Annotated in this window: 18 protein-coding genes; 11 read left to right on the forward strand and 7 right to left on the reverse strand. The window is 59.2% G+C overall.

The annotated features are described in order from the left end of the window. Positions 1–614 precede the first annotated feature (614 nt). Genes C4S72_RS11310 through C4S72_RS11320 form a run of 3 tightly spaced genes read left to right on the forward strand, consistent with a single transcriptional unit; the run spans position 615 to position 3980 of the window. Positions 615–2066 (forward strand): sensor histidine kinase, encoded by a 1452-nt coding sequence (locus tag C4S72_RS11310; protein WP_160115504.1) that lies wholly within the window; start codon positions 615–617, stop codon positions 2064–2066. Continuing rightward, positions 2059–2577 carry a hypothetical protein gene (locus C4S72_RS11315; protein ID WP_146071902.1) on the forward strand — a complete coding sequence of 173 codons (519 nt, stop codon included), beginning with the start codon at positions 2059–2061 and terminating at the stop codon, positions 2575–2577. Before C4S72_RS11310 ends, C4S72_RS11315 begins: the two co-directional genes overlap by 8 nt. Next, the gene (locus C4S72_RS11320; protein WP_104003231.1) at positions 2574–3980 is read left to right on the forward strand and encodes a sigma 54-interacting transcriptional regulator; all 1407 of its coding nucleotides are present in this window, start codon (positions 2574–2576) and stop codon (positions 3978–3980) included. Before C4S72_RS11315 ends, C4S72_RS11320 begins: the two co-directional genes overlap by 4 nt. A 59-nt stretch (positions 3981–4039) precedes the next feature. Here the strand turns inward: C4S72_RS11320 and C4S72_RS11325 are convergent, their stop codons facing one another. Next, the gene (locus C4S72_RS11325; protein ID WP_104003232.1) at positions 4040–4579 is read right to left on the reverse strand and encodes a PRC-barrel domain-containing protein; all 540 of its coding nucleotides are present in this window, start codon (positions 4577–4579) and stop codon (positions 4040–4042) included. A gap of 381 nt (positions 4580–4960) precedes the next feature. On the opposite strand from C4S72_RS11325, the gene C4S72_RS11330 reads away from it, so the two are divergent. Then, entirely contained in the window at positions 4961–7024 is a 2064-nt protein-coding gene (locus C4S72_RS11330; RefSeq protein ID WP_160115505.1) for a response regulator, read from the forward strand. A gap of 21 nt (positions 7025–7045) precedes the next feature. Here the strand turns inward: C4S72_RS11330 and C4S72_RS11335 are convergent, their stop codons facing one another. The 4 genes from C4S72_RS11335 to C4S72_RS11350 all read right to left on the reverse strand — a co-directional run bounded on the left by C4S72_RS11335 (position 7046) and on the right by C4S72_RS11350 (position 11801). After that, the gene (locus C4S72_RS11335; RefSeq protein WP_160115506.1) at positions 7046–7900 is read right to left on the reverse strand and encodes an urea transporter; all 855 of its coding nucleotides are present in this window, start codon (positions 7898–7900) and stop codon (positions 7046–7048) included. A 144-nt stretch (positions 7901–8044) separates the two neighbouring features. Beyond that, positions 8045–8761 (reverse strand): DUF5020 family protein, encoded by a 717-nt coding sequence (locus C4S72_RS11340; protein ID WP_104003235.1) that lies wholly within the window; start codon positions 8759–8761, stop codon positions 8045–8047. A gap of 199 nt (positions 8762–8960) precedes the next feature. Next, positions 8961–10307, reverse strand: a complete 1347-nt coding sequence (locus C4S72_RS11345; protein WP_104003236.1) for an 8-oxoguanine deaminase — start codon at positions 10305–10307, stop codon at positions 8961–8963. Between the two features lie 42 nt (positions 10308–10349). Further along, the gene (locus C4S72_RS11350) at positions 10350–11801 is read right to left on the reverse strand and encodes a nucleobase:cation symporter-2 family protein (RefSeq protein WP_104003237.1); all 1452 of its coding nucleotides are present in this window, start codon (positions 11799–11801) and stop codon (positions 10350–10352) included. A gap of 686 nt (positions 11802–12487) precedes the next feature. On the opposite strand from C4S72_RS11350, the gene xdhA reads away from it, so the two are divergent. The 4 genes from xdhA (at position 12488) to guaD (ending at position 18586) form a co-directional block, all read left to right on the forward strand. Continuing rightward, on the forward strand, positions 12488–13939 hold the full coding sequence (xdhA, locus tag C4S72_RS11355) for a xanthine dehydrogenase small subunit (RefSeq protein ID WP_104003238.1): 1452 nt from the start codon (positions 12488–12490) through the stop codon (positions 13937–13939). Then, positions 13932–16325, forward strand: coding sequence for a xanthine dehydrogenase molybdopterin binding subunit (gene xdhB / locus C4S72_RS11360; protein WP_104003239.1), 2394 nt, complete (start codon positions 13932–13934; stop codon positions 16323–16325). The genes xdhA and xdhB overlap by 8 nt, the downstream gene beginning before the upstream one ends. A 45-nt stretch (positions 16326–16370) precedes the next feature. Continuing rightward, positions 16371–17198 (forward strand): xanthine dehydrogenase accessory protein XdhC, encoded by an 828-nt coding sequence (gene xdhC / locus C4S72_RS11365; protein WP_104003240.1) that lies wholly within the window; start codon positions 16371–16373, stop codon positions 17196–17198. A 65-nt stretch (positions 17199–17263) separates the two neighbouring features. Then, on the forward strand, positions 17264–18586 hold the full coding sequence (gene guaD, locus C4S72_RS11370) for a guanine deaminase (RefSeq protein ID WP_104003241.1): 1323 nt from the start codon (positions 17264–17266) through the stop codon (positions 18584–18586). A gap of 404 nt (positions 18587–18990) precedes the next feature. Here the strand turns inward: guaD and C4S72_RS11375 are convergent, their stop codons facing one another. Beyond that, positions 18991–19704 (reverse strand): GntR family transcriptional regulator, encoded by a 714-nt coding sequence (locus C4S72_RS11375; RefSeq protein ID WP_235009125.1) that lies wholly within the window; start codon positions 19702–19704, stop codon positions 18991–18993. Between the two features lie 672 nt (positions 19705–20376). Here C4S72_RS11375 and C4S72_RS11380 point away from each other — a divergent pair. Then, entirely contained in the window at positions 20377–21792 is a 1416-nt protein-coding gene (locus C4S72_RS11380) for an NCS2 family permease (protein ID WP_104003243.1), read from the forward strand. Positions 21793–21895: 103 nt separating this feature from the next. Further along, a complete protein-coding gene (locus tag C4S72_RS11385) occupies positions 21896–22513 on the forward strand; it encodes a LysE family translocator (RefSeq protein ID WP_104003244.1) in 618 nt (205 codons plus the stop codon). A gap of 440 nt (positions 22514–22953) precedes the next feature. On the opposite strand, the gene uraH is transcribed toward C4S72_RS11385, so the two are convergent. Further along, on the reverse strand, positions 22954–23310 hold the full coding sequence (uraH, locus tag C4S72_RS11390; RefSeq protein ID WP_104003245.1) for a hydroxyisourate hydrolase: 357 nt from the start codon (positions 23308–23310) through the stop codon (positions 22954–22956). A 361-nt stretch (positions 23311–23671) separates the two neighbouring features. On the opposite strand from uraH, the gene puuE reads away from it, so the two are divergent. Beyond that, on the forward strand, positions 23672–24595 hold the full coding sequence (puuE, locus tag C4S72_RS11395) for an allantoinase PuuE (protein WP_104003246.1): 924 nt from the start codon (positions 23672–23674) through the stop codon (positions 24593–24595). Position 24596 lies beyond the last annotated feature (1 nt).

Genomic DNA, 24596 nt, shown 5'->3' on the forward strand with positions numbered 1-24596 from the left:
AAAAAGCGGCGCCGCCAGTGCAGGGAGCGACGCCGCTGTAAAAAGCATATGCCGGGGCGGGCAGGCGATTGCGGCTTCGGGTACTTATCCCCCTTCGATTCATACCCAGACAAGCGCTCTCCTTCCTGAGAACCACCTGCCATAAAACAACAATCAGCCGCCTGACCCGGAACCTTTGAGGGCTCACCGATCCGATCGGCAGGCCCCGCTAACCCGAATGCACAAAACACGCATCAGCGGGCTAGTCACCCGCTGCTGGCTTCTGGCGTTTGCACGAGCTCGCTGGGGAACACAGCAGGGCGAACAAACCGAAGCCGATGAGATAAAGCAGGGACTGTGCCAAAAACAATAAACCTTTAATTTTCAACAAGTTAAAAACAAACCTGGACTGGTGATCGATTATCTCGCCGCGTGCCCGTCGCCTACAGGCGACGCCGACACAGATCAAATAAATTAACTCTTTTATTACAACAACTTATCGCGTCACTTTTGAGCGACAGCGCATTCAATAGGCGCAATTCCTGCGGAACAACCATGGTAGAATGCAGTCTCACAGAGCCTTTCAACCGACGGACAAACCCACCGACGTGCCGACCAGAAGGAACTTCATCCCCGTGCCGTTAAAGCCGCGCCACCTTCCCTCATTCTCCGGATTGCTGATCACCGGCTTTATCCTGGTTGTGCTGCCGCTGCTCGGCGGCATCATCGGCATGACCTATGCGCTGGAACAGATGGCCTTTGAAGGCCGCCGTTCGGTCACCGTCAGCGCCCAGATCACCAGCGCCAGCCGCCAGCTCAGCGAAGCGGAAACAGCGCTGAAACGCGCCGCCGGCCAGTACTTCGTACTCGAAGACCCGGCGCTGAAAGAGCGCCTGGACAGGGCCCATTATCGCCTGGTCGAGGTACTGGACCGGCTGGAATCCCTGCCCTGGAGCCTTGAGCTGGCACAACAGGTGGTCGACCTTGCCAGACAAGAGCAAGCGCTGTACCAACAACTGTCTGAAACGCCGGCCAGCGGTGATTTTGAAAGCTATCGCCAGGCGTTCGAGCGCCTCGACCTGGCCACCGAATCACTCAACGAAGCCACCACCGACTATATTCACGCGCACCTGGTGACCGGCATGAATGACACCGCAGCCAGAATCCAGAACACCATGATCTATCTGGCCGCCGGCATGATCCTGTTGTCACTGCTGCTCTCGGCCATCTTCTCCTGGCTGCTGAGCCGTCCGGTGCGCAAGCTGTCGGCGACTATCCGCCAGCTCGGGCAGAACAACCTGGAAAATCCGATCAACATTCGCGGCCCGCGCGATCTGGAACATCTGGGCCAGCAGCTTGAATGGCTGCGCAGCCGCCTGCTGGAGCTGGAGGAGAAAAAACTCAACTTCTTCCGCGAAGTCTCACACGAACTGAAAACCCCGCTGACCAACATGCTGGAAGCCATATCCCTGCTACGCGACCAGGTCACCGGCCCGCTCACCACACAGCAGAGTGAAGTGGTCGAGATCATGCGCGGCAGCGCGTTCGACCTGCGCCAGCGTATCGAGGATCTGCTGCGTTATAACGAGGCGATCGCCCAACCCACGCTGGAGCCGGACTGGTTCGCACTGACGCCGCTGATCGACGAGATAAAAGGCCGCTTCGACCTGACCCTGCGCAGCCAGCAACTGCGCTGGGATGGCCAGATAGAAGCGCTGCAGTTGAAAGCGGATCGTAACCGCCTCAGCGTGGCGCTGGAGAACCTGGTCAGTAACGCTATCCGCTTCAGTCCCAAGGGTGGAACGCTTAGTATAGATGCGGCCAGCGAAACCGACGGACTGCGCATCAGCGTCGTCGACGAAGGCCCCGGGATCGCTGAAAGTCAGACAGAGCAGCTATTCCAGCCCTTCTACAAGGGAACCCGGCAACCCCAGGGCACTCTCAAGGGCAGCGGCCTGGGACTGGCTATCGCCAAAGCCAGTATCGAACAGCTGGGGGGAACACTCAGGCTCAAGCCCTCGTCCGCGCCTGGCGCCCATTTTGAAATTACACTGCCCCACAACAAGGAGGTCCCCCCTCGTGGATAGGAGGCTAACCGCACTCGCCTGGCTCAGTATCTCGGTAATGGCAGGTTGCTCAACCCTGGACATCAGTGCTCCTGAGCACGTCACTGTCGCGCCGATCGAGTCAAACCCGATGCTCGGCGATATGCTCGACTGCCTGGCCTCCCAGGAACAGCAGAGCCTGAGCCAGCGCCAGCAGCAGCTACAGACACGGCTCGTATCCAGCCTCCAGTTGCCCGCCCAGGAGCAGTTCCAGCTCGCCTGTCTGCTCGGTCATACCCAGGCCAGCAATGAGGAGCTACGCCAGGCACAGCAAATTCTCGTCGGGCTCAGAACGAATGCTGAATTTGCCACCGACGAACACCAGGCCCTGATCTCCATCTATCAGCGTAAGCTCGAGCTGATGCTGGCCCTGCGCCAGCAGGTGCGCGAAACCCGCGAATACCGGGACAAGATCGAGCAGTTAAAGGGGCTGGAAGAGGAGTTGGAAATCGAAGTACCGCTGCCACCCGACCTATCGGAGGTGAGCCGATGAGCGCGCTTCACCGCACCGTACTGTTGGTCGATGACGATGCAGGCCTGCTGCAGTTGCTGTCGATCCGGCTCAGATCTGCCGGTTTTTCGGTGGAAACCGCCAGCAGCGCTGAACAGGCGCTGGCACGGATCGCCGTATCCCGACCGGGCGCTGTCGTTACCGACCTGCGTATGGAAGGGATGAGCGGCATGGACCTGTTCGAGCGGATTCAGAGCGAGGATCCGGCCCTGCCGGTCATCCTGCTCACCGCCCATGGCACCATTCCCGACGCGGTGCGCGCCACCCAGCGCGGTCTGTTTGGCTACCTGACCAAGCCCTTTGACGATAACGCCCTGCTGGAGCTGTTGCAGAAGGCGCTCGCCACTCCGGGTAGCGGCGATAGCGCAGACACCGCCTCCTCCGAGGATCAGGCCTGGCGCAGCGAGATCCAGACCGCGAGCCCCGCCATGGAGGCCTTGCTGGCCGATGCAGGGCTGGTAGCAGCCAGCGAGGCCAGCGTGCTGATCCAGGGGCCCTCCGGCGCAGGCAAAGAGGTACTGGCCCAGGCACTGCACCGCGCCAGCCCCCGGCATAAAAAGCCGATGGTGGCGATCAACTGTGCCGCCATCCCCGAACAGCTGCTTGAGTCCGAACTGTTTGGCCACGCCAAGGGCGCCTTTACCGGCGCGACCAGTGCGCACAAGGGCCTGTTCCAGACCGGCTCCGGCGGCACGGTGTTCCTCGACGAAATCGGCGATATGCCGCTGGCCTTGCAGGCGAAACTGCTGCGCGTCCTGCAGGACAGGGAGATCCGCCCCGTCGGCGCCAGCCAGACAATCCCCGTGGACGTGAGAATTGTTTCGGCAACCCATCGCAACCTGGAAAACGCCATAGCCGCCGGCGAGTTTCGTGAGGATCTCTACTACCGCCTCAACGTGGTGACGCTGACGCTGCCATCGCTGCGCCAGCGGCGCGAGGATATCCCACTGCTGGCACGGCACTTCCTCACCCAACTGCAGGCCAAACACCCGCATCGCGCCAAGGACTTTACCCCGGAGGCGATGGAGCGGCTGGTTGCCTATGACTGGCCCGGCAATATCCGCCAGTTGCTTAACGTGGTGGAGCAGTGCTGCGTGCTCTGTACCACCGCGCTGGTACCGGTAACGCTGGTAGAACGCGCCCTGCAGCAGAAGAGCCCCAGCATCCGTACCTATGCGGAAGCCAAGGAGGCGTTTGAACGGGATTACCTGGTGCAGCTGCTGAAAATCACCAACGGCCAGGTGACGCAGGCAGCACGGCTGGCAGGACGTAACCGCACCGAGTTCTACCGCCTGTTACAGCGCAATCACCTGACACCGGGGATGTTCAAGGAAGGTGGTGACAAGGAAGGTAGCGACAGAGAAGAAGACGATAGCGAGGCCTGAAGCTCAGTGGATACTCTGCGGGCCCGGCTGAAACGGGCCCGCGGGAAGTGCCAGCCCAACTATCGGGAAGTCGTTTCGAAGGCTGAAAACTGACTGATCGGACGGTCATCGGGGCTGACCCGGGTATAACGATCATCAGTATATTGCTTGCTCATCTGCAGCTCAGACTCGGTCATCGCCAGGTGGAGATCACCCTCTCTCAGCCTCAGGTCGTCCAGCGGTACCGTATGGCGCGATTCGCCAAAGCCGAGGAATCCGCCGCTGCTGATCACCACGTAGATACGTCCGCTGATACGGTCACTGACAACACTGTTCAGCTCACCCAGCGTCTTGCCGCTGGCGCCCACCACCTGACCGCCGATCAGCGCCCCCGGACTCAGATCATAGAGCACCAGCGCTTCGGGCGCCGCAAGCACAAAGCTTGCCTCGTCGTTTTCAGTCATCTCCAGCGGTGGCAGAACCACCTTTGTGCCGGAAGCTACCACCTCTTCAACCTTGACCGTCAGCGCGCCGGAAACACCTTCTCCGGCCCACACTGAACTGATCCCCCCGGCCATCAATGCCACCGACAGCCCTACGGGGCGCACCCAATTGCTCATCGGAATCTCCTCTTTTCTTATCGCTAACCCCGAAGCCGTTTTCGGAGCTTTACAGGTCTATTCGCAATTACCGCGCCAGAAACCGCTAAAACAGGTGCAACACCAATAACCACGGGCGTTCCAGACAAACACCCGGTATCATCCCGCGGCTGACGAGGCTGCAGAGCCGGACTAAGCTGTCGGGTAGAAGCGACCGGCAAAGCAGCTGGTCGTCAAAGATCGATAAAAAAGGCTGATATTCAGCCAATAAGTAAGCAGTCATTGACCGAGACCAGCGCGGACCGCTTCTGGTAAGTGCAGAATCAACCATCTCCACAGGGTGGTTGGTTTCCCGTTTACAGGCCGGCCGATCGCTGTTATTGAGTAGTTATGGAGAATCCAATGGGTTCGGCGCCGATGTCCGCGCACGAAAAAGAACGCTTAAAGGCGCTGAGCGACTATCGAATCAGTGATGCCGATACCGGGCTCCTCGAGCTGACCCGGCTGGCCGCCTATATCTGCGATATGCCGATCGCCCTGATCAGCCTGATCGATGCGGATCGCCTCTGGTTCCGCTACCGGGTTGGCCTGGATATTCTGCAGACGCCGAGAAAGTCGTCTTTCTGCGACCGGACAATCAAGCAGCCGGAACTGCTGGAAGTGGAAGACACCGCCAAGGATCCGCGCTTTCGCAACAACCCGCTGGTCAAACACCGCCCCCATATCCATTTCTACGCCGGCGTTCCGCTGCTGACACCGAGCGGCCATGCTATTGGTTCTCTCTGCGTCATGGCGCCGGAACCCAACCGGCTGACAGCGTCGCAGCGGCACGCCCTGAAAACCCTCGCCGACCAGGTAATGACCCATCTGGAGCTGATCAAGGCGGGCGAGGAACTCAAGCGCGCCACCGGCCAGGTGGAGCAGGAACAGGCCCGTAAGGCTCGTTTTCTCGCCAACATGAGCCACGGCTTCAGCGCTCCGATCAGCGGCCTGACCACGGCGCTGCAGCAGCTCGAGTCAGAGCCCCAGGGCAGCAATGCCCGGCAGCATATTCGTGATGCTCTGCTCGCGTCTCGCCACCTGACCCAGATCGTTGACGACATCTTCGATTATTCACGCATCGAGAGTAACGACCTGCAGCTCGACTGCCGGCCGATGGAGCTGGACAACCTGCTGCGCAAGCTGGCCGCCCTGCTCTCCTCCCAGGTGGGCGATAAGCCCCTGGATCTCTGGTTCGATATCGACCCCGATGTGCCGGAACTCCTGATCGCCGATGAACTGCGCCTGTCCCAGGTGCTGCTGCACCTGGGCGAAAATGCGGTCAAGTTCACCGAGCATGGCCGTGTGGTGATCAAGATATCCAACCTGGGCAGGGAGCAGGAGCGTATCAAGCTGCATTTCGAGGTAATCGATACCGGCATCGGCATCTCACCGGAGCAGCAGCACCGGGTCTTCGAGGCGTTCCGCCAGGGCGACGGCATGATCCGTAAACGCTTTGGCGGCACGGGCCTCGGCCTGGCGATCAGCCGGGAGCTGGTGAACATCATGGGCGGCGAGCTGGAATTCAAAAGCGAATATGGCCTGGGCGCCCGCTTCTACTTCACGCTCCACCTCGCTATTCCCGAGGAGGAGGTCGCAGACGAACAGGACGCCGATGCCGAAACCAAATCACCCAGGGTGCTGATCGTCAGCAAGTCGGAAGTGGGCCGGCGCATCATCTCGAACCTTTGCCACACCCTCGGCTGGAGCACTGACCTGGCAAACTCCGGCGCCGCGGCTCTAAGCGCCTGCGAACAGGAAACAGCCTTCGATGCGATCCTGATCGATACCCCGACACTGACCCGCCAGGATCAGGTGCTGCTGCAGCACCTGGAAACCCTGCCGGTGGAACAGCGGCCGGTATGCGTCAGCTTTTCACGCCGCTACAACCCGCAGCTGGGCCAGAGCGAGCTGCCCGACGCCGAGCTGACCAAGCCGATAGTGCCATCGATTCTTGCCGAGCGGTTCAACCAGATCGCCCAGGCCCGCCAGACGGGTCCCGACGCCATACCTACACTCAATGACGCCCTGCATAACGATTCGCCGCTGGCCGGCGTGCGCCTGCTGCTGGTAGAGGACAACCGGGTCAACGCCACCGTGGCCACGCTGCTGCTGGAAACCGAGGGCGCCCAGGTGATCTGGAAACGTAACGGCGAGGAGGCTTACCGCTTCTTTACCGACGAAGCTGAGCCTGTGGATATCGTCCTGATGGACCTGGAGATGCCGGTGATGGATGGCTTTTCCGCCACCGAGAATATCCGCCACGACCGCCAGTGGGACAAGATTCCCATCGTTGCCCTGGGCATCAAGAGTAACGAAGAGATTCGCGCCCGCTGCCTCGATGCCGGTATGCAGGACTGCCTGGACAAGCCTTTCGACAGTGCCAAGCTGGTTCACGCCATACTCGGGCAGTTGAAACGCAGATAAGCATCCAGACTATCAACCCGGTTAACCCGGCATTCGCGTCCGCCCTTGGCCATTCAGGCGCGTCGCTAGAGGCAACACCAGCCAACACACGATAACGAAGGGCGCGGTCAGCACCACCCCGCCCGTTCGCGCCAGCCAGCCGGTGACAACAACACTCAAAAGCACCGCAGCGATCAGCGTCAGCGCATCGGATCCTCTGCGGCTCGATAGCGCAATCGCCACCAGCACGGCGTTGTAGGCATAAAATCCGCTGAAAACGACCTCCTCCACCTCCCCCACCAGAAAAGCAAAGCCACTGCTTAAGACGATAGCCACGGCTCCCCAGCAAAGAGCCCTGCGGGAGGCAACGGCAATGCCCAGCAACACCAGCAGGCATGACAGCGGATTATCCAGAAACAGCACCTGGCCAAACCCCAGCAGCAGGTTATCCAGCCCCGTTCGGCTAACCGGCTCGACCGCTACAGGCTCCACACCGACAAACGCCGTTATCAGCCAGATAGAGAGAATAAAGGGTGCGGTGAAAACCTGAGCGCCAAGCGGCTCAATCAGCAGCCGCATCAACAACGCACTGAGCAGCGCGGCCAGGGCAATAATCATCACCAGATCGGCCCCGAGCGGCCAGTAAACCGCACAGCCAAGCCCCACCAGCGCGGCGTTATAGCCGTAAAGGCCCTGCTCGAGATGTTCCCTGCGGGCACCCAGCAAAAACGCTGCCGCATTGGCGACCAGGCTTGCGCCGACGGCAGCCAGGCACATCCATAGCGAGTTGAGCGCAATGGCAGCGAGAAAAAGCAGCCCGGTCAGTGCATTCGAATGCAGTGTGATCTGGCTGAAGCCGAGCAGAAGCGCGCGGCAGAATCGATACTCTGCATTCACCTGTTTGCCTTCAGAAACATGAGAGAAATAAAAAGAGCGCCAGCCGGTGACTACTCCGAAAGGCGCCGGGAAAAACTCACACCGCTGCAGGATGAAAGGGAAAACCCACGGGGTGTGATCTAGAAACGAACATTAAAAGGCAGGTCAGAAATGCCACTTCAGCAGGAATGAGGGATTACGCTCATCGACCCCGTCGATCCCGAACTTGTTGTTCCAGTGGGCGTACTCAACGCCGACATAGACCGGTGCCCTGGCATCGAACAGCTTGCCGACGTTCCATTTAAGCTGAGAGGTGAAGTTCATTTCCGCGGCATGGTCGGACTCGCTGGTGGACCAGTCGAGGAAGCCGTCATAGAGAAACTCGGCGCTGCCAAGCTCGAACGGCAACCCCCAAGTCAGCGTCAGCTGCTGGTCATCGTCCTTGTTCTCGTTGTTGACGTGGTAGAGGTTGGCATTGAAGTAGCGAAAACCGGGAACATCCAGGCTGATGCCGATACCGGCAAGATAGTTATCAAAGCCCTCCCCGCTTTCCCAGGTACCGGAGAGCAGAAGATCCTTCACCGGGCCAAAGGAGAGATCGCGCCCGGTCAGGTTTCCCAGGCTCAGCCGCGGCGAAAGCTCCATGTAGTTTTCGGTGTAACCGTTGTCTGACTTCAAACGGTCGAGGAAGAAGAAGTTATCGCCCCAGCTATGAGCGCTGGCGTGTTCGACGGTGATTACCTGGCGGTCATCGTCTCCCACCTCATACTCACTGCCGTTCAGGTAGGTCAGGCTGAACGTACTCCAGAGCTGCTCGGCGGACGCCGGTGAGCAGATAAGAGCGCCGGTCAAAAGGCAGCCTGCTGTTGTTTTTATTTTCATTTGAGCACCATCCTTCATTGTTATTTTTAGGGTTTCGTTGAGGTGAATGCGGCCCTGCCGGCCCTGAGCGGGACAGCATGTTCAAAGGGATTCACAGGAACAGGTTGAGTGGGAGCGCGAGGGGCGCTCCCGTTTCTCTGAGCCTTGCGCTTAACCTGGCTTTGAGTGTTGCACTCGGCTGTTCACTAGCCGGAAAGCATCAGGCGGCCAGCTTGCGGGCCAGGCGCTTCTGCCGCTCGATCAACTCTTTAAGATCAAGGCCAAGAATCGCGCCATCGCGTACTCGCCACTGCCCCGCCACCATAACCTGGTCAGCCTGATGGGCACCGCAGAGCACCAGCGCGGCCAGCGGATCGCCGGCACCGGCAAAGCGCAGCTCATCCAGCCGGAACAGGGCGATATCCGCCTGCATACCGACTTTCAAAGCTCCCAGATCGTCGCGGCCCAGGCAGCGCGCCGAACCTTCGGTGGCCCAGCTGAGCACCTTCTGATGGGTAATTTCGGAGGCCTCATAGCGCAGCCGGCCGAGCAAAAACGCCTGCCGTACCTCCTGGATCATGTTGGAGCCATCGTTGGAGGCAGAACCGTCCACACCCAGCCCCACCGGAGAGCCGGCACGTTCCAGATCCAGGGTCGGACAAAGGCCCGAGGCCAGCAGCATGTTCGATGACGGGCAGTGGGCGATACCGGTTCCCGCCGCTCCGAGACGGCGGATCTCTTCGTCATTGAAGTGGATACCATGAGCCAGCCACACACGGTCGCTGAGCCAGCCCACCTTTTCCAGGTAATCGAGCGGTCTCAGACCAAACATCTTTTCGCAGAACGCGGTCTCATCGTGGGTCTCGGCCAGATGGGTATGCAGACGCACGCCGTGCTTTTCCGCCAGCTGCGCACTGGCTTTCATCAGGCTCTCACTGACCGAGAACGGCGAACAGGGCGCCAGCGCCACCCGACCCATGGCGCCGGGTTCAGCCCGGTGATAGCGCTGGATCAGCCGCTCGCTGTCGGCCAGGATGCTGTCTTCATCCTGCACTGTGCTTTGCGGTGGCAGACCGCCATCCTCTTCACCGAGACTCATGGAGCCGCGCGTCAGGTGCACACGCATCCCCAGCTTCTCAGCCTGCGCCATCTGGATATCGATGGCGTTCTCCAGCCCCTCGGGGAAGAGGTAGTGATGATCGCTCGCCGTGGTGCAGCCGGAGAGCAGCAGCTCCGCCAGCGCCACCTGGGTCGAGACCTCGATCATCTCCTCCCCTAGTCTGGCCCAGACCGGGTAAAGGCTTTTCAGCCAGCTGAACAGGGATTTGTTCAACGCCCCCGGAAAAGCCCGGGTCAGCGTCTGGTAAAAGTGATGATGACCGTTGATCAGCCCGGGTAACATCACATGTTCACGAGCATCAAACTGCTCATCGACGGGTGCGGCCGGCGCCTCTCCTGCGGCCAGCACTTCGACAATGCGCGATCCTTCGATAACCACACCACCGGCACTTGCCTCGTCCAGGGTTGCCAGCGGTGACTTAATCCAGATACGTCGGGAAGCGTTCACTCAGTTGTTCCAATTTATCGTTTTAGGTTAATGATGAGTTGATTAACTGTTGGCCGGGCGGGACACCGCGGCACGGGGCATGGAGCGTTTTTCCGCCTCACTGCTCTCAGACTTTTCAGCCGTTTCAGCCGGCTCGGCAGCGGTTTCCGGCGCCACATCCATATTCTGCGGCAGCAGGAAGTTAAGAATGATCGCGGACAGGGCACCGATGGTCAGCGGAGAACCGATGATGTTCTTCAGCCCCTGCGGCATTGCGGACAGCACCTCAGGAACACCGGCCACACCCAGTCCCATACCGATAGAGATTGCGGTGATCAGCATATTGCGGCGGTTCAGCCCCGCTTCCGCAATGATCTTCACCCCGGCCATGGCAACGGTACCGAACATGATCAGCGTCGCACCGCCCAGCACAGGCTTGGGCATCTGCTGCAATATGCCGCCGATAATCGGGAACAGTCCCAGCAGCGCCAGGATCGCCGCGATAAAGATCGCCACGTGGCGGCTGGCCACACCGGTAAGCTGAATCACGCCATTGTTCTGGCTGAAGGTGGTCATCGGCAGGCTGTTCAGGGTGGATGCGATAGCGGAGTTGACGCCGTCAGCCAGCACACCGGCCTTGATGCGGCGGATGTAGACAGGTCCATCCACCGGCTGGCGGGAGACCATGCTGTTGGCGGTGAGGTCACCGGTGGTTTCCAGCGCGGTGATCATGTAAATGATCGCGATCGGCATAAAGGCGGCGAAGTCGAAGCTGAAACCGTATTTAAACGGTACGGGAATCGCTATCAGGGAAAGTTCATCCAGGCCGCTGAAATCCACCTTGCCGATGGACCAGGCGACCACAAAGCCCAGGGTAAGGCCGATGATCACCGCACTCAGGCGCAGCATATGGATCTGAAAGCGGTTGAAGATAACGATGGTGATCAGCACCACGCCCGCCAGCGCCAGGTTAACCGGAGCCCCCAGATCCGGGGCGTTCACGCCACCAGCGATATCGGTCATCGACACCTTGATCAGCGACAGGCCGATCAGCGTGATGATGGTGCCGGTCACCACCGGCGTGATGATCCGGCGCAGTTTATCGATAAAGCGGCTGATGAATATCTCAACGAAAGCGGCGAGGAAGCAGACACCGAAAATGGTGGAGAGAATCTCATCCGGTCCGCCGCCATTGCCTTTAACGATAAAGCCGGCGGCGAGAATAGAGCTGAGAAATGCAAAGCTGGTGCCCTGCACACATAACAGACCGGAGCCGATCGGTCCGATCCGTCGGGCCTGAATAAACGTGCCGATACCGGACACGATCAGGGCCATGCTTACCAGGTAGGGCACTTCACTGCCTAAACCCAGTACACCGCCCACGATCAGGGTGGGCGTAATGATACCGATAAAGCTCGCCAGCACATGCTGGAGCGCAGCGAACACCGATACCGAAAAGCGCGGTTTGTCATCCAGTCCGAAGACCAGATCGATCGTAGAGTCTTGCTTTGCCATTGTGAAAATACCCTAATTATTTTTGTTGGCCTTTCTCTCAGCGGATTCCGGCTGAAGCGCTTCCATGGCAGAGCGCGTTCACGACCGAGAGAATCACAAGCGTTGCAGGCAGGCTTTGAACCCGCAGGCCTAAAAACCTAATCGACCGGTCAGCTTTTGTCCACAATTCAGGCCCGGATTTGTATTCACTATATGAAAGGCCGTCTCCGCGCTTTCTCAAATCTACAAAAGACCTTTACATTCAAACAGTAAAGCCAACTTACCTCCGACTGTTGTCGACCAAGAGCCAATCAAATAACGCGATAACAAGAACGCCCCATCGACCTAGAGCCACCCGTATTCGGCAAAAACAAAGAATTCACTTTGTACACAAAACACTATGAAAAAAAGTACACGAAACACCGAGAAGCACGAATAAACAAAACTATTAATCAATAAATTACTGATTCTTAATTTATTCATCTGCCAAAATCTCAATTAACAGATTTTCCATCTACAAAGACACGCCATTTACTGACTCGAGAGTCAGATTTAAAGTTGACTCAAAAGTCAGCTTTCACTTTAATCAGTCAAAACACAGGGAGCTCGGCACTGCAAAGTTCCGAATAACTGAACACTCAGTTCCTCAGTGACAAACACCTCAAAGATAAACACCTCAGTAATAAACATAAGAAAGGAGGCCCTCCTTGATCAGGTTCCTACTCAACAGAGAGCTGCGGGTCGAAGAACAGCTGGACCCCAACATGACGGTGCTCAACTACCTGCGCACCAAGGCTCGTAAAACCGGCACCAAGGAGGGCTGCGCCTCGGGCGACTGCGGCGCCTGTACCGTTGTGCTGGGCGAACCGGACGGCGACCGCATCCGCTATAAAAGCGTTAACTCCTGCCTCACCTTCGTCTCTGCCCTGAACGGCAAGCAGCTGATAACGGTGGAAGATCTGAAGCAGGGAAACCAGCTCCACCCCGCTCAGCAGGCGATGGTGGATTGCCACGGCAGCCAGTGTGGCTTCTGCACACCCGGCATCGTGATGTCGATGTTTGCCTTGGGTAAAAATAGTGCCAAGAACGTCGGCACACCGGGCAAAGAGGAGATCCACGAGGCCCTGGCCGGCAACCTTTGCCGCTGCACCGGATACCGCCCCATCGTCGAAGCGGCCGAAAAGATGTACGACGATGTCACACCCGACAGCTTCGATACCGAACAGGCCGCCACGCTTGCCCGCCTGCGCGAGATCCAACCACAGACCCAGGTAGAGCTTAGCGACGGAGCCAAAACCGCCTTTAACCCGAGTTCCCTGTCGGAGCTGGCCGGCCTGCTGGAACAGCACCCTGATGCCCGCCTTGTCGCTGGCGGCACTGACCTGGCGCTGGAGGTGACCCAGTTCCACCGCGAGATCCCCAGGCTTATTTATGTCGGCGATATCGCCGAGATGAAACAGGTCCGCGTCACTGATGAGCAGATCGAGCTCGGCGCCGCCGCGCCGCTGACCGACTGCTACCAGGCCCTGAGCCAGGACTATCCCGATTTCGGCGCCCTGCTTCACAGGTTCGCCTCCCTGCAGATCCGCAACCAGGGAACCCTGGGCGGCAATATCGGTAATGCCTCTCCGATTGGTGACTCACCGCCCGCCCTGATTGCGCTGGGTGCACAGCTTGTCCTCCGCAAGGGCAAGCAGACCCGGACCATTGATCTGCAGGATTATTTTATTGACTACAAGGTAACCGCCCAGCAGCCGGGCGAGTTTATCGAGAAGGTGCTTGTTCCCAGGGCCGCGGCTAATGGCGAGTTCCGCAGCTACAAGCTCTCCAAGCGCATTGATGACGATATCTCCGCGGTGCTCGGCTGTTTCAACCTGGTGGTCCGCGATGGTGTAGTCCAATCCGCCAGGATCGCCTACGGCGGTATGGCGGCCATTCCCAAACGCGCCAGCCTGTGCGAACAGGCGCTGACCGGCGCCGCCTGGAACCGCGACACCATCAACAAGGCAAAGCAGGCACTGGCGCAGGACTTTGCGCCGATCTCCGATTTCCGCGCCTCCCGCGAGTACCGACAGGTGACCGCCGTCAACCTGCTGACCCGCTACTTTGTCGAGCTTGAATCCCCAGAAGCAGAAACACGGGTGACCGCCTATGTCTAACCACCAGAACAATAAAAAAAGTTACGCCGAGATGCTGGAACTGACCAAACAGGACCTGGTGACCGGCGTCGGCCGCAGCGTCAAACATGAGAGCGCGGCGAAGCAGGTCAGCGGCGAAGCAATCTACGTCGATGACCGCCTGGAGTTTCCGAACCAGCTGCATGTTTATGCGCGCATGTCCGAGAAGGCGCACGCTCGCATCACCAAACTGGACGTGACCCCCTGCTACAACTTCCCAGGCGTCGCCATCGCTATTACCGCCCAGGATGTGCCGGGCCAGCTGGATATCGGCGCCGTGGCGCCCGGCGATCCGCTGCTGGCAGACGGTGTGGTCGAGTACTACGGTCAGCCAGTATTGGCGGTGGCCGCCAACGACCTGGAAACCGCCCGCAAGGCGGCCATGGCCGCCATCGTCGAGTACGAGGAGCTGGAACCGGTACTCTCCGTGGAACAGGCGCTTGAACAGGAGCACTTCGTCACCGAGCCGCATACTCACAAGCGCGGTGATTCAGCAGCGGCACTGGCCTCCGCCAAACACCGCATCAGCGGCAGCGCCCATATCGGCGGCCAGGAACACTTCTACCTGGAGACGCAGATCTCCTCGGTGGTCCCCACCGAAGATGGCGGCATGATCGTGTTCACTTCCAGCCAGAACCCCACCGAGATCCAGAAGCTGGTGGCCGAGGTGCTGGGCGTCTCCTTCAATAACGTGCAGATCGATATGCGCCGCATGGGTGGCGGCTTCGGCGGCAAGGAGACCCAGGCAGCAATGCCGGCCTGCCTGGCCGCGGTTGTCGCCCACCTCACCCGCCGACCGGCGAAGATGCGCCTGCCGCGCATGGAAGACATGATGATGACCGGCAAGCGTCACCCCTTCTTCAACCAGTATGTAGTGGGTTTTGACGACAACGGCCTTATCACCGGTTGCGAGATGAAGCTGGCCGGTAACTGCGGTTACTCGCCGGATCTCTCCAACTCCATCGTCGACCGCGCCATGTTCCACAGCGACAACGGCTACTACCTGGGCGACGCCACCATCACCGGTTACCGCTGCAAGACCAACCTGGCGTCCAACACTGCTTATCGCGGCTTCGGCGGACCCCAGGGGCTGATCATGCCGGAGATCATTCTGGATGATATCGCCCGCCGCCTGGGCAAGGACCCGCTTGAAGTGCGCAAGCACAACCTCTATGGCGGCGAAGGTCGCGACACCACCCACTACTTCCAGAAGGTAGAGGACAACGACCTGCCAGAAATGATTGCCGATCTGGAGGAGAGCTGCGAATACCAGAAACGGCGCCGCGAGATCCGTCAGTACAACGCCAGCAGCCCGATCCTGAAAAAGGGTCTGGCACTGACGCCGGTGAAGTTCGGTATCTCCTTTACCGCCACTTTCCTTAACCAGGCCGGCGCACTGATCCATATCTACACCGATGGCAGCATCCATCTGAACCACGGTGGCACCGAGATGGGCCAAGGCCTGAACACCAAGGTCGCCCAAATCGTGGCCGAAGAGTTCCAGGTGGACTTCGATACCATCAAGATCACCGCCACCAACACCGACAAGGTGCCGAACACCTCGCCCACCGCCGCCTCTTCCGGTGCGGACCTGAACGGCAAGGCGGCGCAGAACGCGGCGCGCACCATCAAGCAGCGCCTGGTCGAGTTTGCCGCCCGCCACTTCAATGTGACCGAAGAGGATGTGAGCTTCAGCAACAACTACGTGGTGATCCGCGACGAGGTACTGCCGTTCGCCGAGTTTATTCAGCTGGCGTACTTCAACCAGATCTCGCTCTCGAGCACCGGCTTCTACCGCACGCCGAAGATCTACTACGACCGCGACAACGCCCGAGGCCGCCCCTTCTACTACTTCGCCTACGGCGTCGCCTGCAGCGAGGTGGTGGTCGACACCCTGACCGGGGAATACAAGATCCTGCGCGCCGATATCCTCCACGATGTGGGCGCCTCGCTGAACCCGGCCATCGATATCGGCCAGGTCGAGGGAGCCTTTGTCCAGGGCGCCGGCTGGCTAACCTCGGAAGAGCTGGTCTGGAACGATCAGGGCCGCCTGATGACCTCGGGCCCCGCCAGCTACAAGATCCCGGCGATCACCGATATGCCGATCGACTTCCGCGTGCGCCTGGTGGAGAACCGCAAGAACCGCGAAGACACCGTGTTCCACTCCAAGGCGGTGGGCGAGCCACCGTTCATGCTCGGGATCTCCGTGTTCTGCGCCATCAAGGATGCCATCGCCAGTGTCGCCGACTACCGGGTCAGCCCGGCCATCGACGCGCCGGCCACGCCTGAGCGTGTGCTCTGGGCGATCCAGCGGATGGAAGCGTTCGCTCAGCAGACCGACCCTGACACCGTCACCGAACCGGCCTGAATTCTCCGTAACCACAAAAACACTATAAAAATCGGGAGCTGAATCATGAACAGCGAGTGGATCAAGGCGCTGAGCCGGCTGGAAGCGGAGGCCACACCGGCGGTGATGATCACCGTGGTGGAGGAGCGTGGCTCCACGCCGCGCAACGCCGGCGCCAAGATGCTGGTCAGCGCCAGCGAGCGTTTCGACACCATCGGCGGCGGCCATCTGGAGCACAAGTCGATCAAGATCGCCCGCGCCATGCTTGAGGAGAAACAGACCCAGCCACGGCTGGAGCGTTTCTCCCTCGGCGCTAGCCTCGGCCAGTGCTGCGGTGGCGCCACCACTCTGCTGTTCGAACCGCTCAACACCGGCATCGTGCAGATCGTGCTGTTCGGCGCCGGCCACGTGGGCCGCGCTCTGGTGCCGATTCTGGCCACCCTGCCCTGCCGTATCCGCTGGGTCGATGCCCGGGAGGATGAGTTCCCGGCAATGTTGCCGGAGGGTGTGGAAAAAGTGGTCAACGAATTCCCTGTGGATGAGATCGCCCGGCAACCGGCCGACAGCTACTTCATCGTGATGACCCATAACCACCAGCTGGACCAGGAGCTCACCGAAGCGATCCTGAAGCGTAACGACTTCAGTTACTTCGGCCTGATCGGCTCCCAGACCAAACGCAAAAAGTTCGAGCACCGCCTCAAAGCCAAGGGCTTTGACGACTCCCTGCTGGAACGGATGACCTGCCCCATGGGCATCCCGGAGGTGAAGGGCAAACTGCCGGCGGAGATCGCCGTCTCCGTGGCCGGTGAGGTGATCGCCCAATACAACGCGGCGTTCGGCGTTGAAGCCCAGCCTCCCGTGCAAACCCGCGCGCTGGAAAGGCTGGCCGTGTGAGCCACCTGTTTATCCCCTTAGTCAGCACTCGCTAACGCTGCTCTCAGCACAACTGGAACCAACACATGACAGATTCAACATCAGGCTCCGGCACCATCGCGTACCGGGCTTCTATCCTGGACAGCCTGGGCGACCCGGCCGAGCTGGGCCTTGAAAACAGCTACCGCTACTTTGAAGACGGCATGATGGTGGTGCAGGATGGCCGCATCCTAGCCCTTGGAGAAGCCGCGGAGATCATGCCGGGCCTGTCGTCAGGCACCACCATCCGCCACTACGAAGATGCCCTGATCACGCCGGGGTTTATCGACACACATATCCATTACCCACAGACCGGCATGATCGCCTCCTACGGCGAACAACTGCTGGACTGGCTGGAAAACTACACCTTCCCCGCCGAGCAGAAGTTCGCCGACCCGGCCCATGCCGAGCAGGTCTCCGAGATCTTTATCAACGAACTGCTGCGCAACGGCACCACTACCGCGCTGGTATTTGGCACCGTGCATCCGCAGTCGGTGGATGCCTTCTTCAGCACCGCAGAGAAACACAACCTGCGCATGATCGCCGGCAAGGTGATGATGGATCGCAACGCGCCGAAAGCGCTGACCGACACCCCGGAAAGCGGCTATCGCGACAGCAAGGCACTGATCGAGCGCTGGCACGGCAAGGGCCGCCTGCATTACGCGGTGACCCCGCGCTTCGCGCCGACAAGCAGCCCAGAGCAACTGGCCACCGCCGGGCAGTTGTTGCGGGAGCACGAAGGTTTGTATATGCACACTCACCTGTCGGAAAACCGCAACGAGATCGAGTGGGTGAAGGAGCTTTTCCCGGAGCAGAGTGGCTACCTGGATGTGTATGATCACCACAACCTGCTCGGCAAACGCTCGGTGTTCGCCCACGGCGTGCACCTCTGTGACGAGGAGTGCCAACGCCTGGCCGAGACCGACTCCGCCATCGCCTTCTGCCCCACCTCCAACCTGTTCCTCGGCAGCGGCCTGTTCAATCTGCCCCAGGCGGAACAGCACAAGATCAAGGTAGGTCTGGGCACCGATGTGGGCGCCGGCACCAGCTTCTCGATGCTGCAAACACTGAACGAGGCCTACAAGGTGATGCAACTGCAGGGCAGCAAACTCCACCCGTTCAAATCCTTCTACCTCGCAACCCTCGGCGGCGCCCGCGCCCTGGAACTGGACCAGCAGGTCGGCACCCTGGAACCCGGCAGCGAGGCCGACTTCCTGGTACTGGATTACAACGCCACACCGCTGATGAGCTACCGGATGCAGCAGGCGAAAAGTCTGGATGAGCGGCTGTTTGTGCTGATGACCCTGGGGGATGATCGGGCGGTGAAGGAGACCTTTGCCATGGGTCGGAAGATATACAGTCGCGACTGACCAAAGGATGGATCGCAAGAAATGGAATGTAGGAGGCACGGCCTCGTGCCGATTGAAGCAGGTACGTTGGTGAATCAACACGCTGACGGTGATCGCGACGGGGCGTCGCTCCTACCCGAAACGCGCAGCAGCAGAAGGCGAGCACCCAATGGGCACAACAACTCTGAGTCGACTCAGCCGTTGTAGGAGGCGCGCCCTCGCGCCGATTGGCGCCGGTAAGGTAGTGAATAAAAACGCTGGCGGCGGCCGCTCCTACAATTAGGGGCCATGCGCGGCGCTGAAGGGGACATAGGCTGCGCTTAGCGAATTGAGTGATTGTTTTGGACCGACAATGAGTTAGCCATTAAAAAACGCCCTTTCGGGCGTTTTATCTTTCAAGCATGAGAGTTTCAAGCCTGGGAGTTTCAGGCTTGCGGCGCACTCTGCTTACGGCTCATCACATTAGAGAAGATCGCCTTCAGGTCGTTCTCTTCCGCTTCATCGCCGAGGTTGAGCTTTTCCTCGATATGATCGAGGTGGTGCATCATCAGCGCCACGGCCTTCTCTTTATCGCGCTTTGCAAAAGCGTCAATCAACTCGAAATGCTCATCGTAGGAGCAATGGGATTTGGCGGTGCCTTTTTCAAACTGCGCGATGATCAGCGAGCTGAGTGACACCAGGCTGCGCTGAAAGCTCAGTAGCGGCGGGTTTTTGGCGATCTCCGCCAGCAGCAGGTGAAACTCGCCGGAAAGGCGGATACCCGCGCCCAGGTCACCACGGTCGAAGCAGGCCTGCTCGTCACGCACCATCTGCTTCAACTGTTCAATCTGGTTTGCATCGGCGTTTTCGCACACCAGCTCGGTGACCGCTTTCTCCACCACGCGGCGGGCAAACACGATCTGCCGGGCCTCATCGAGGCTGGGGCTGGCCACCACCGCACCGCGGTTCGGCCGCAGCACCACTACCTGTTCATAGCCGAGCCGCGCCAACGCGCGACGGATAATCGTACGGCTGACACCGAAAATATCGCCCAGCGACTCTTCGTTAAGCTTGGTTCCAGGCGCCAACCGCTGTTCCAGGATCGCATCGAAAATATGCTCGTAAACCACATCGTCCTGGGTTTTCTTCTCTCCCTTCATGGGATCTCTTTTCCTTATATCCATTTACCACCCCATAAAGCTTCACTCACGGCCGCTCGAAACGGCTGTGAGTGGCGTCGTAGCGGCGCCGCCCTTTGACTGTTCGCTACTCACGATTAACCAGCAATTCAGGCCTCGGCACGCCCGTAAATCGTACACTTTGGCTCATTTTTTGTACACATTTACGTCTACAACAATTGCAGGCATGGACAATCCCTCATTCTTACCTGCCGATATTGCACCGTTTTTTTCTCCGGCTAGACAGAAAATCGAGCGCAAACCGGGACGAATATCGATCTGATTCATCCAGTTTCGATTTCACCGTACGAAAAAACCTGACTCTAAGGTTGAATTTTATGTATACAATTTTATGATCAGTTAAAGCACAATTTAAAAAGGACAGTGCCTGGGGAGGCACCAGCGAAGCAGATCCTCTTCGCAGTGACGTACGCCAGACTGCAGCACCCCAGCAGCAGCGCCACAGGGCCAAAAGCCCATTCACACCCTCCCGAGTTTCCATGGAGTGAAACACAACACCCCGGCGGCCGATGATCCCCTGGAATTGATTCAAAGTTTTCCAAGCAGGCCGTCAGCCATAAAAATAAAATAGGGCACTGAAATTCCCTTTGAGGAGATGACGTTGTGGAACGCACGCAGCAGCAAGAAGTAGCAATGGACTCGGCGCCGCCCGAGAACCGCCGGTTTCTAGACCGTTTTTTCAAACTCCACGAGCATAAAACCGATGTACGCACCGAGGTGATCGCAGGTCTGACCACCTTTATCACCATGTCTTACATCATGTTCCTGAACCCGATCATTATGTCCAAAACCGGCATGCCGTTCGACGGGCTGTTCCTGGCCACCTGTATCGGTGCCGCGATCGCCACCATCTTTATGGGCGTGTACGCCAACTGGCCCATCGGCCTGGCACCCGGCATGGGCCTGAACGCCTTCTTTACCTTTACCGTGGTGATGGAGATGGACTACAGCTGGCAGATCGCCCTGGGGGCGGTGTTCCTTTCCGGCGTGCTGTTTGTGCTGATGAGTGTGACGCGGCTGCGTGAATGGATGCTCAACAGCATTCCACTCAGCCTGCGCCTGGCCATGACCGCCGGTGTCGGCCTGTTCCTCGGCTTTATCGGCCTGAGATTTACCGGCATCGTCGTCCCCAACCCGGACAACGTGGTCGCCCTGGCGGACCTGACCCACTTCGGCTTCGGCGAGTTCGGCCCGGAAGCGCCGGCGCTGGGCCTGCTGAACTTCCTGCTGATCTGCATCCTCAGCTATCGCGGCGTATTCGGCTCGGTCATTCTCGGTATCGGCATCACCACCGCCATCGCCTTCCTGATGGCCGCCCTGCTGCCCTATGAGTTCTTCAGCGTCAGCGTCGACTGGGCGCCCGCGTCCGGCTTTGTCTCCTGGCCCGATGGTGGCCTGGTCGCCATGCCCAACTTCGCCGACCTGGCGCCGGTGTTCATGCAGCTGGATATTGCCGGCGCCTTTGAAGTCGCACTGATTCCGGTGATTATCACCTTCCTGTTTGTGAACATCTTCGACACCGCCGGCACCCTGATGGGCGTCGCCCAGCGTGCCAACCTGCAGGACGAAAACGGCAAGATCGAAGGCCTGGACAAGTCACTGAAGGCGGACTCCATCTCCTCCGTCATCGGCACCGCCTTTGGCTGCCCGCCGGTCACCTCTTACGTGGAATCCGCCGCCGGCGTATCCGCGGGTGGCCGCACCGGCCTCACCGCGGTGGTGATCGGCGTGATGTTCCTGTTCGGCCTGTTCCTGCTACCGCTGGCACAGATGCTGCCCGCTTTTGCCGTCGATGGCGCACTGATCTATGTCGCCATGCTGATGATGGGATCACTGGCGAAGATCGACTGGGATGATATGACCGAGTTTACGCCGGCCATTCTGACCACCATCATGATGCCGCTGACCTTCTCCATCGCCAACGGCATCGCGATTGGCTTTGTCTCCTACACGGCGTTGAAACTGTGCACTGGCAAAGCGGCATCGATCAGCACCGGCGTCTGGGCACTCACAGCCATCTTTATTGCCAAGTTTATCTTCCTGCCCTGATGGCAGTGGGATAGGTAACACCCTGAAACCCTGGTTTGGGCCCCCTCACGGGGGCTCCTTTTATTACAGCAACCTCTTTACCCAACCCAAGAGTAACGCACTGATGAGTTTTGAAAGCTGGTCCCTGTTCTGCCTGGCATCACTGCTGGTGATCCTGATCCCCGGCCCGCTGTCCCTGCTGATGGTCGCCAACAGCCTTAACCACGGCATTAGACGCAGCCTGCCCGCTTTCGTCGGTGGCACCCTCGCCTCGCTGATTCTGCTCACCGCCTCGGCCACCGGTCTTGGCGCCCTGCTGGCGGCCTCCGAGACGCTGTTCTCGGTGATCCGTTACGCCGGTGCCTGCTACCTGATCTGGCTCGGTTACAAAGCGTGGCGCGAAGCGTCGCAGGGTACGCTGACCAGCGACTCGGAACCGGCCAAGCCGCTGGCGTCACGGATGTTTGTGCGTGCCTTTACCCTGGGGATCAGCAACCCGAAAGATATTCTGTTCTTCGTGGCTTTCCTGCCCCAGTTCATCTCAGCGGATACGGCACTGCTGCCGCAGCTACTGGTGATGTGCCTGAGCTGGTGCGTGCTCGACCTGATCTGCAAGCTGGCCTATGGCGGTGGTGCGCGTCTGCTGACGCCGGTATTGAAGAACGGGCGTAATCTGGAGCACTTCAATCGTGCCAGTGCGGGCTTGTTTGTGGGGATTGGGAGTGTGGTGCTTATCAAGTAGCGCCTTGGTTACTTTCTTGAGCAGTCGGGCTTAGCCAGCGGAATCATATATGACTAGCCTGGCGGCTTGGCTATATGCGGGTTTCGCCTGCTGGCGAATCAAGGATCTTGGACGGCCAAGATCCTTGATAATCCTAAGCCGCCCCGACGACTTGATCGGCTGCGCCGATTTCCCTGCGCTTCTCGACTGAAAGAGAGGGATCTCCAACTCGCTCCTCCGTCGCTCAGACAGTCGATCCCTTGTTTCTCTTTCAGCCTGCGATGCTCGGCTGCGTCGAAGGGGATCGAGGCTGCGTTCAGTGATGCCTACTTAAACGAGCCCTGCCCTCGGTCTCTGCCGCAAGTTTCCATCATCGCTGCGCGATGCTTGGTGAGAAACATTCAAAAAGCCGCTCGGTTTCCCGGGCGGCTTTTTAGTGTGCGATCTGCGTTAACGGCGGCTTAGCTGCCGCGGTAGGTGGAGTAGCTGTACGGGGAGATCAGCAGCGGCACATGGTAGTGCTCAGCTTCGTCGGCGATGCCGAAGCGCAGGACCACTTCATCGAGGAAGGCCGGTTCCGGCAGTGCTACGCCGCGTCCGCGGTAGTAGTCGCCGACGCTGAATACCAGTTCGTAGACGCCTTTCTTGAAATCTTCGGTGGCCAGCACCGGCTGGTCGCAGCGGCCGTCGTTGTTGGTGACGGTCTGGTTGATCAGCTCGCGGCTCTGGTCGCTGCCGATACGGTACAGGGATACCGGGATGTTTTCACCGGGACAACCGTGAGCGGAATCCAGCACATGCGTCGTCAGATAGCCCATCGTTCGTTACTCCTCTACTTATTGTTCTCTGTTTAGCCAGAGCTGCCCAAGCGCCCTCCAGCCAGTGATCCCCACTATAAGCCATCAACAGACAAAAACACATAACCACCAATTAATTGTATACATTTTGAGAGTTCACTTCGTGAAAACGTCTCAATCTCCCGGCTAAGCTCCTGTATATAAGGGAGAAAACAAGGATAAAACCGCGAGTCACAGGTAAAAAACGTCCACTTTCTGACCAAAAAGACAAATACGATCTTGTGAATTCTAAATTTCTTTGTATACAATCAATGCACACCAAAAAAGAGCTCCATTGCAACCAGCTCTATCGCTATCTCTACCCGGTATAAGGAGTTGAGCCGTGAACAAAGACTATCCGCGCGACCTGATTGGCTACGGCGAGAACCCGCCCCATGCCCAATGGCCCAACCAGGCCCGCATCGCTGTCTCGTTTGTACTGAACTACGAAGAGGGCGGCGAGCGTTGCGTCCTGCACGGCGATAAAGAATCCGAAGCCTTCCTGTCAGAGATGCCAGGCGCCCAGCCGCTGGAAGGCGTGCGTCATATGAGCATGGAATCCTGCTACGAATACGGCAGCCGCGCCGGTGTCTGGCGTCTGCTGCGACTGTTCAAGAAGCACGATATCCCGCTCACCATCTTTGCTGTGGCCATGGCGGTAGAGCGTCACCCGGATGTCGCCCAGGCGATGGCCCAGGTGGGACACGAGATCTGCAGCCACGGTTACCGCTGGATCGACTACCAGTACACCGACGAGTCGGAAGAGCGCGATCACCTGGTCCGCGCCATCGATATCATCAAGCAGGTGACCGGCGAGCGTCCGCAGGGCTGGTACACCGGCCGCACCGGTCCCAACACCCGCAAGCTGGTGATGGAGGAAGGCGGCTTTATGTATGACTCCGACGCCTACGATGACGACCTGCCCTACTGGGTCGAGAACAACGGCAAGGGCCACCTGGTGATCCCCTACACCCTGGACGTCAACGACATGCGCTTTGCCACCGCGCAGGGCTTTAACAGCGGCGAGCAGTTCTACGAATACCTGAAGGACAGCTTCGACACCCTGTATGAGGAAGGCGCCGAGTCACCGAAGATGCTCTCCATCGGTCTGCACTGCCGTCTGGCCGGTCGCCCGGGACGTATCGCCGCCCTGGCGCGCTTTATCGACTACGTGCGCAGCCACGACCAGGTCTGGTTCTGCCGCCGCATCGATATCGCCAAGCACTGGCATGAACACCATCCGTACAACCCGGAGGCGGCCAAGTGAG

The organism is Marinobacterium lutimaris (genome assembly GCF_900108065.1).
Classification (GTDB): Bacteria; Pseudomonadota; Gammaproteobacteria; order Pseudomonadales; family Balneatricaceae; genus Marinobacterium_D; species Marinobacterium_D lutimaris.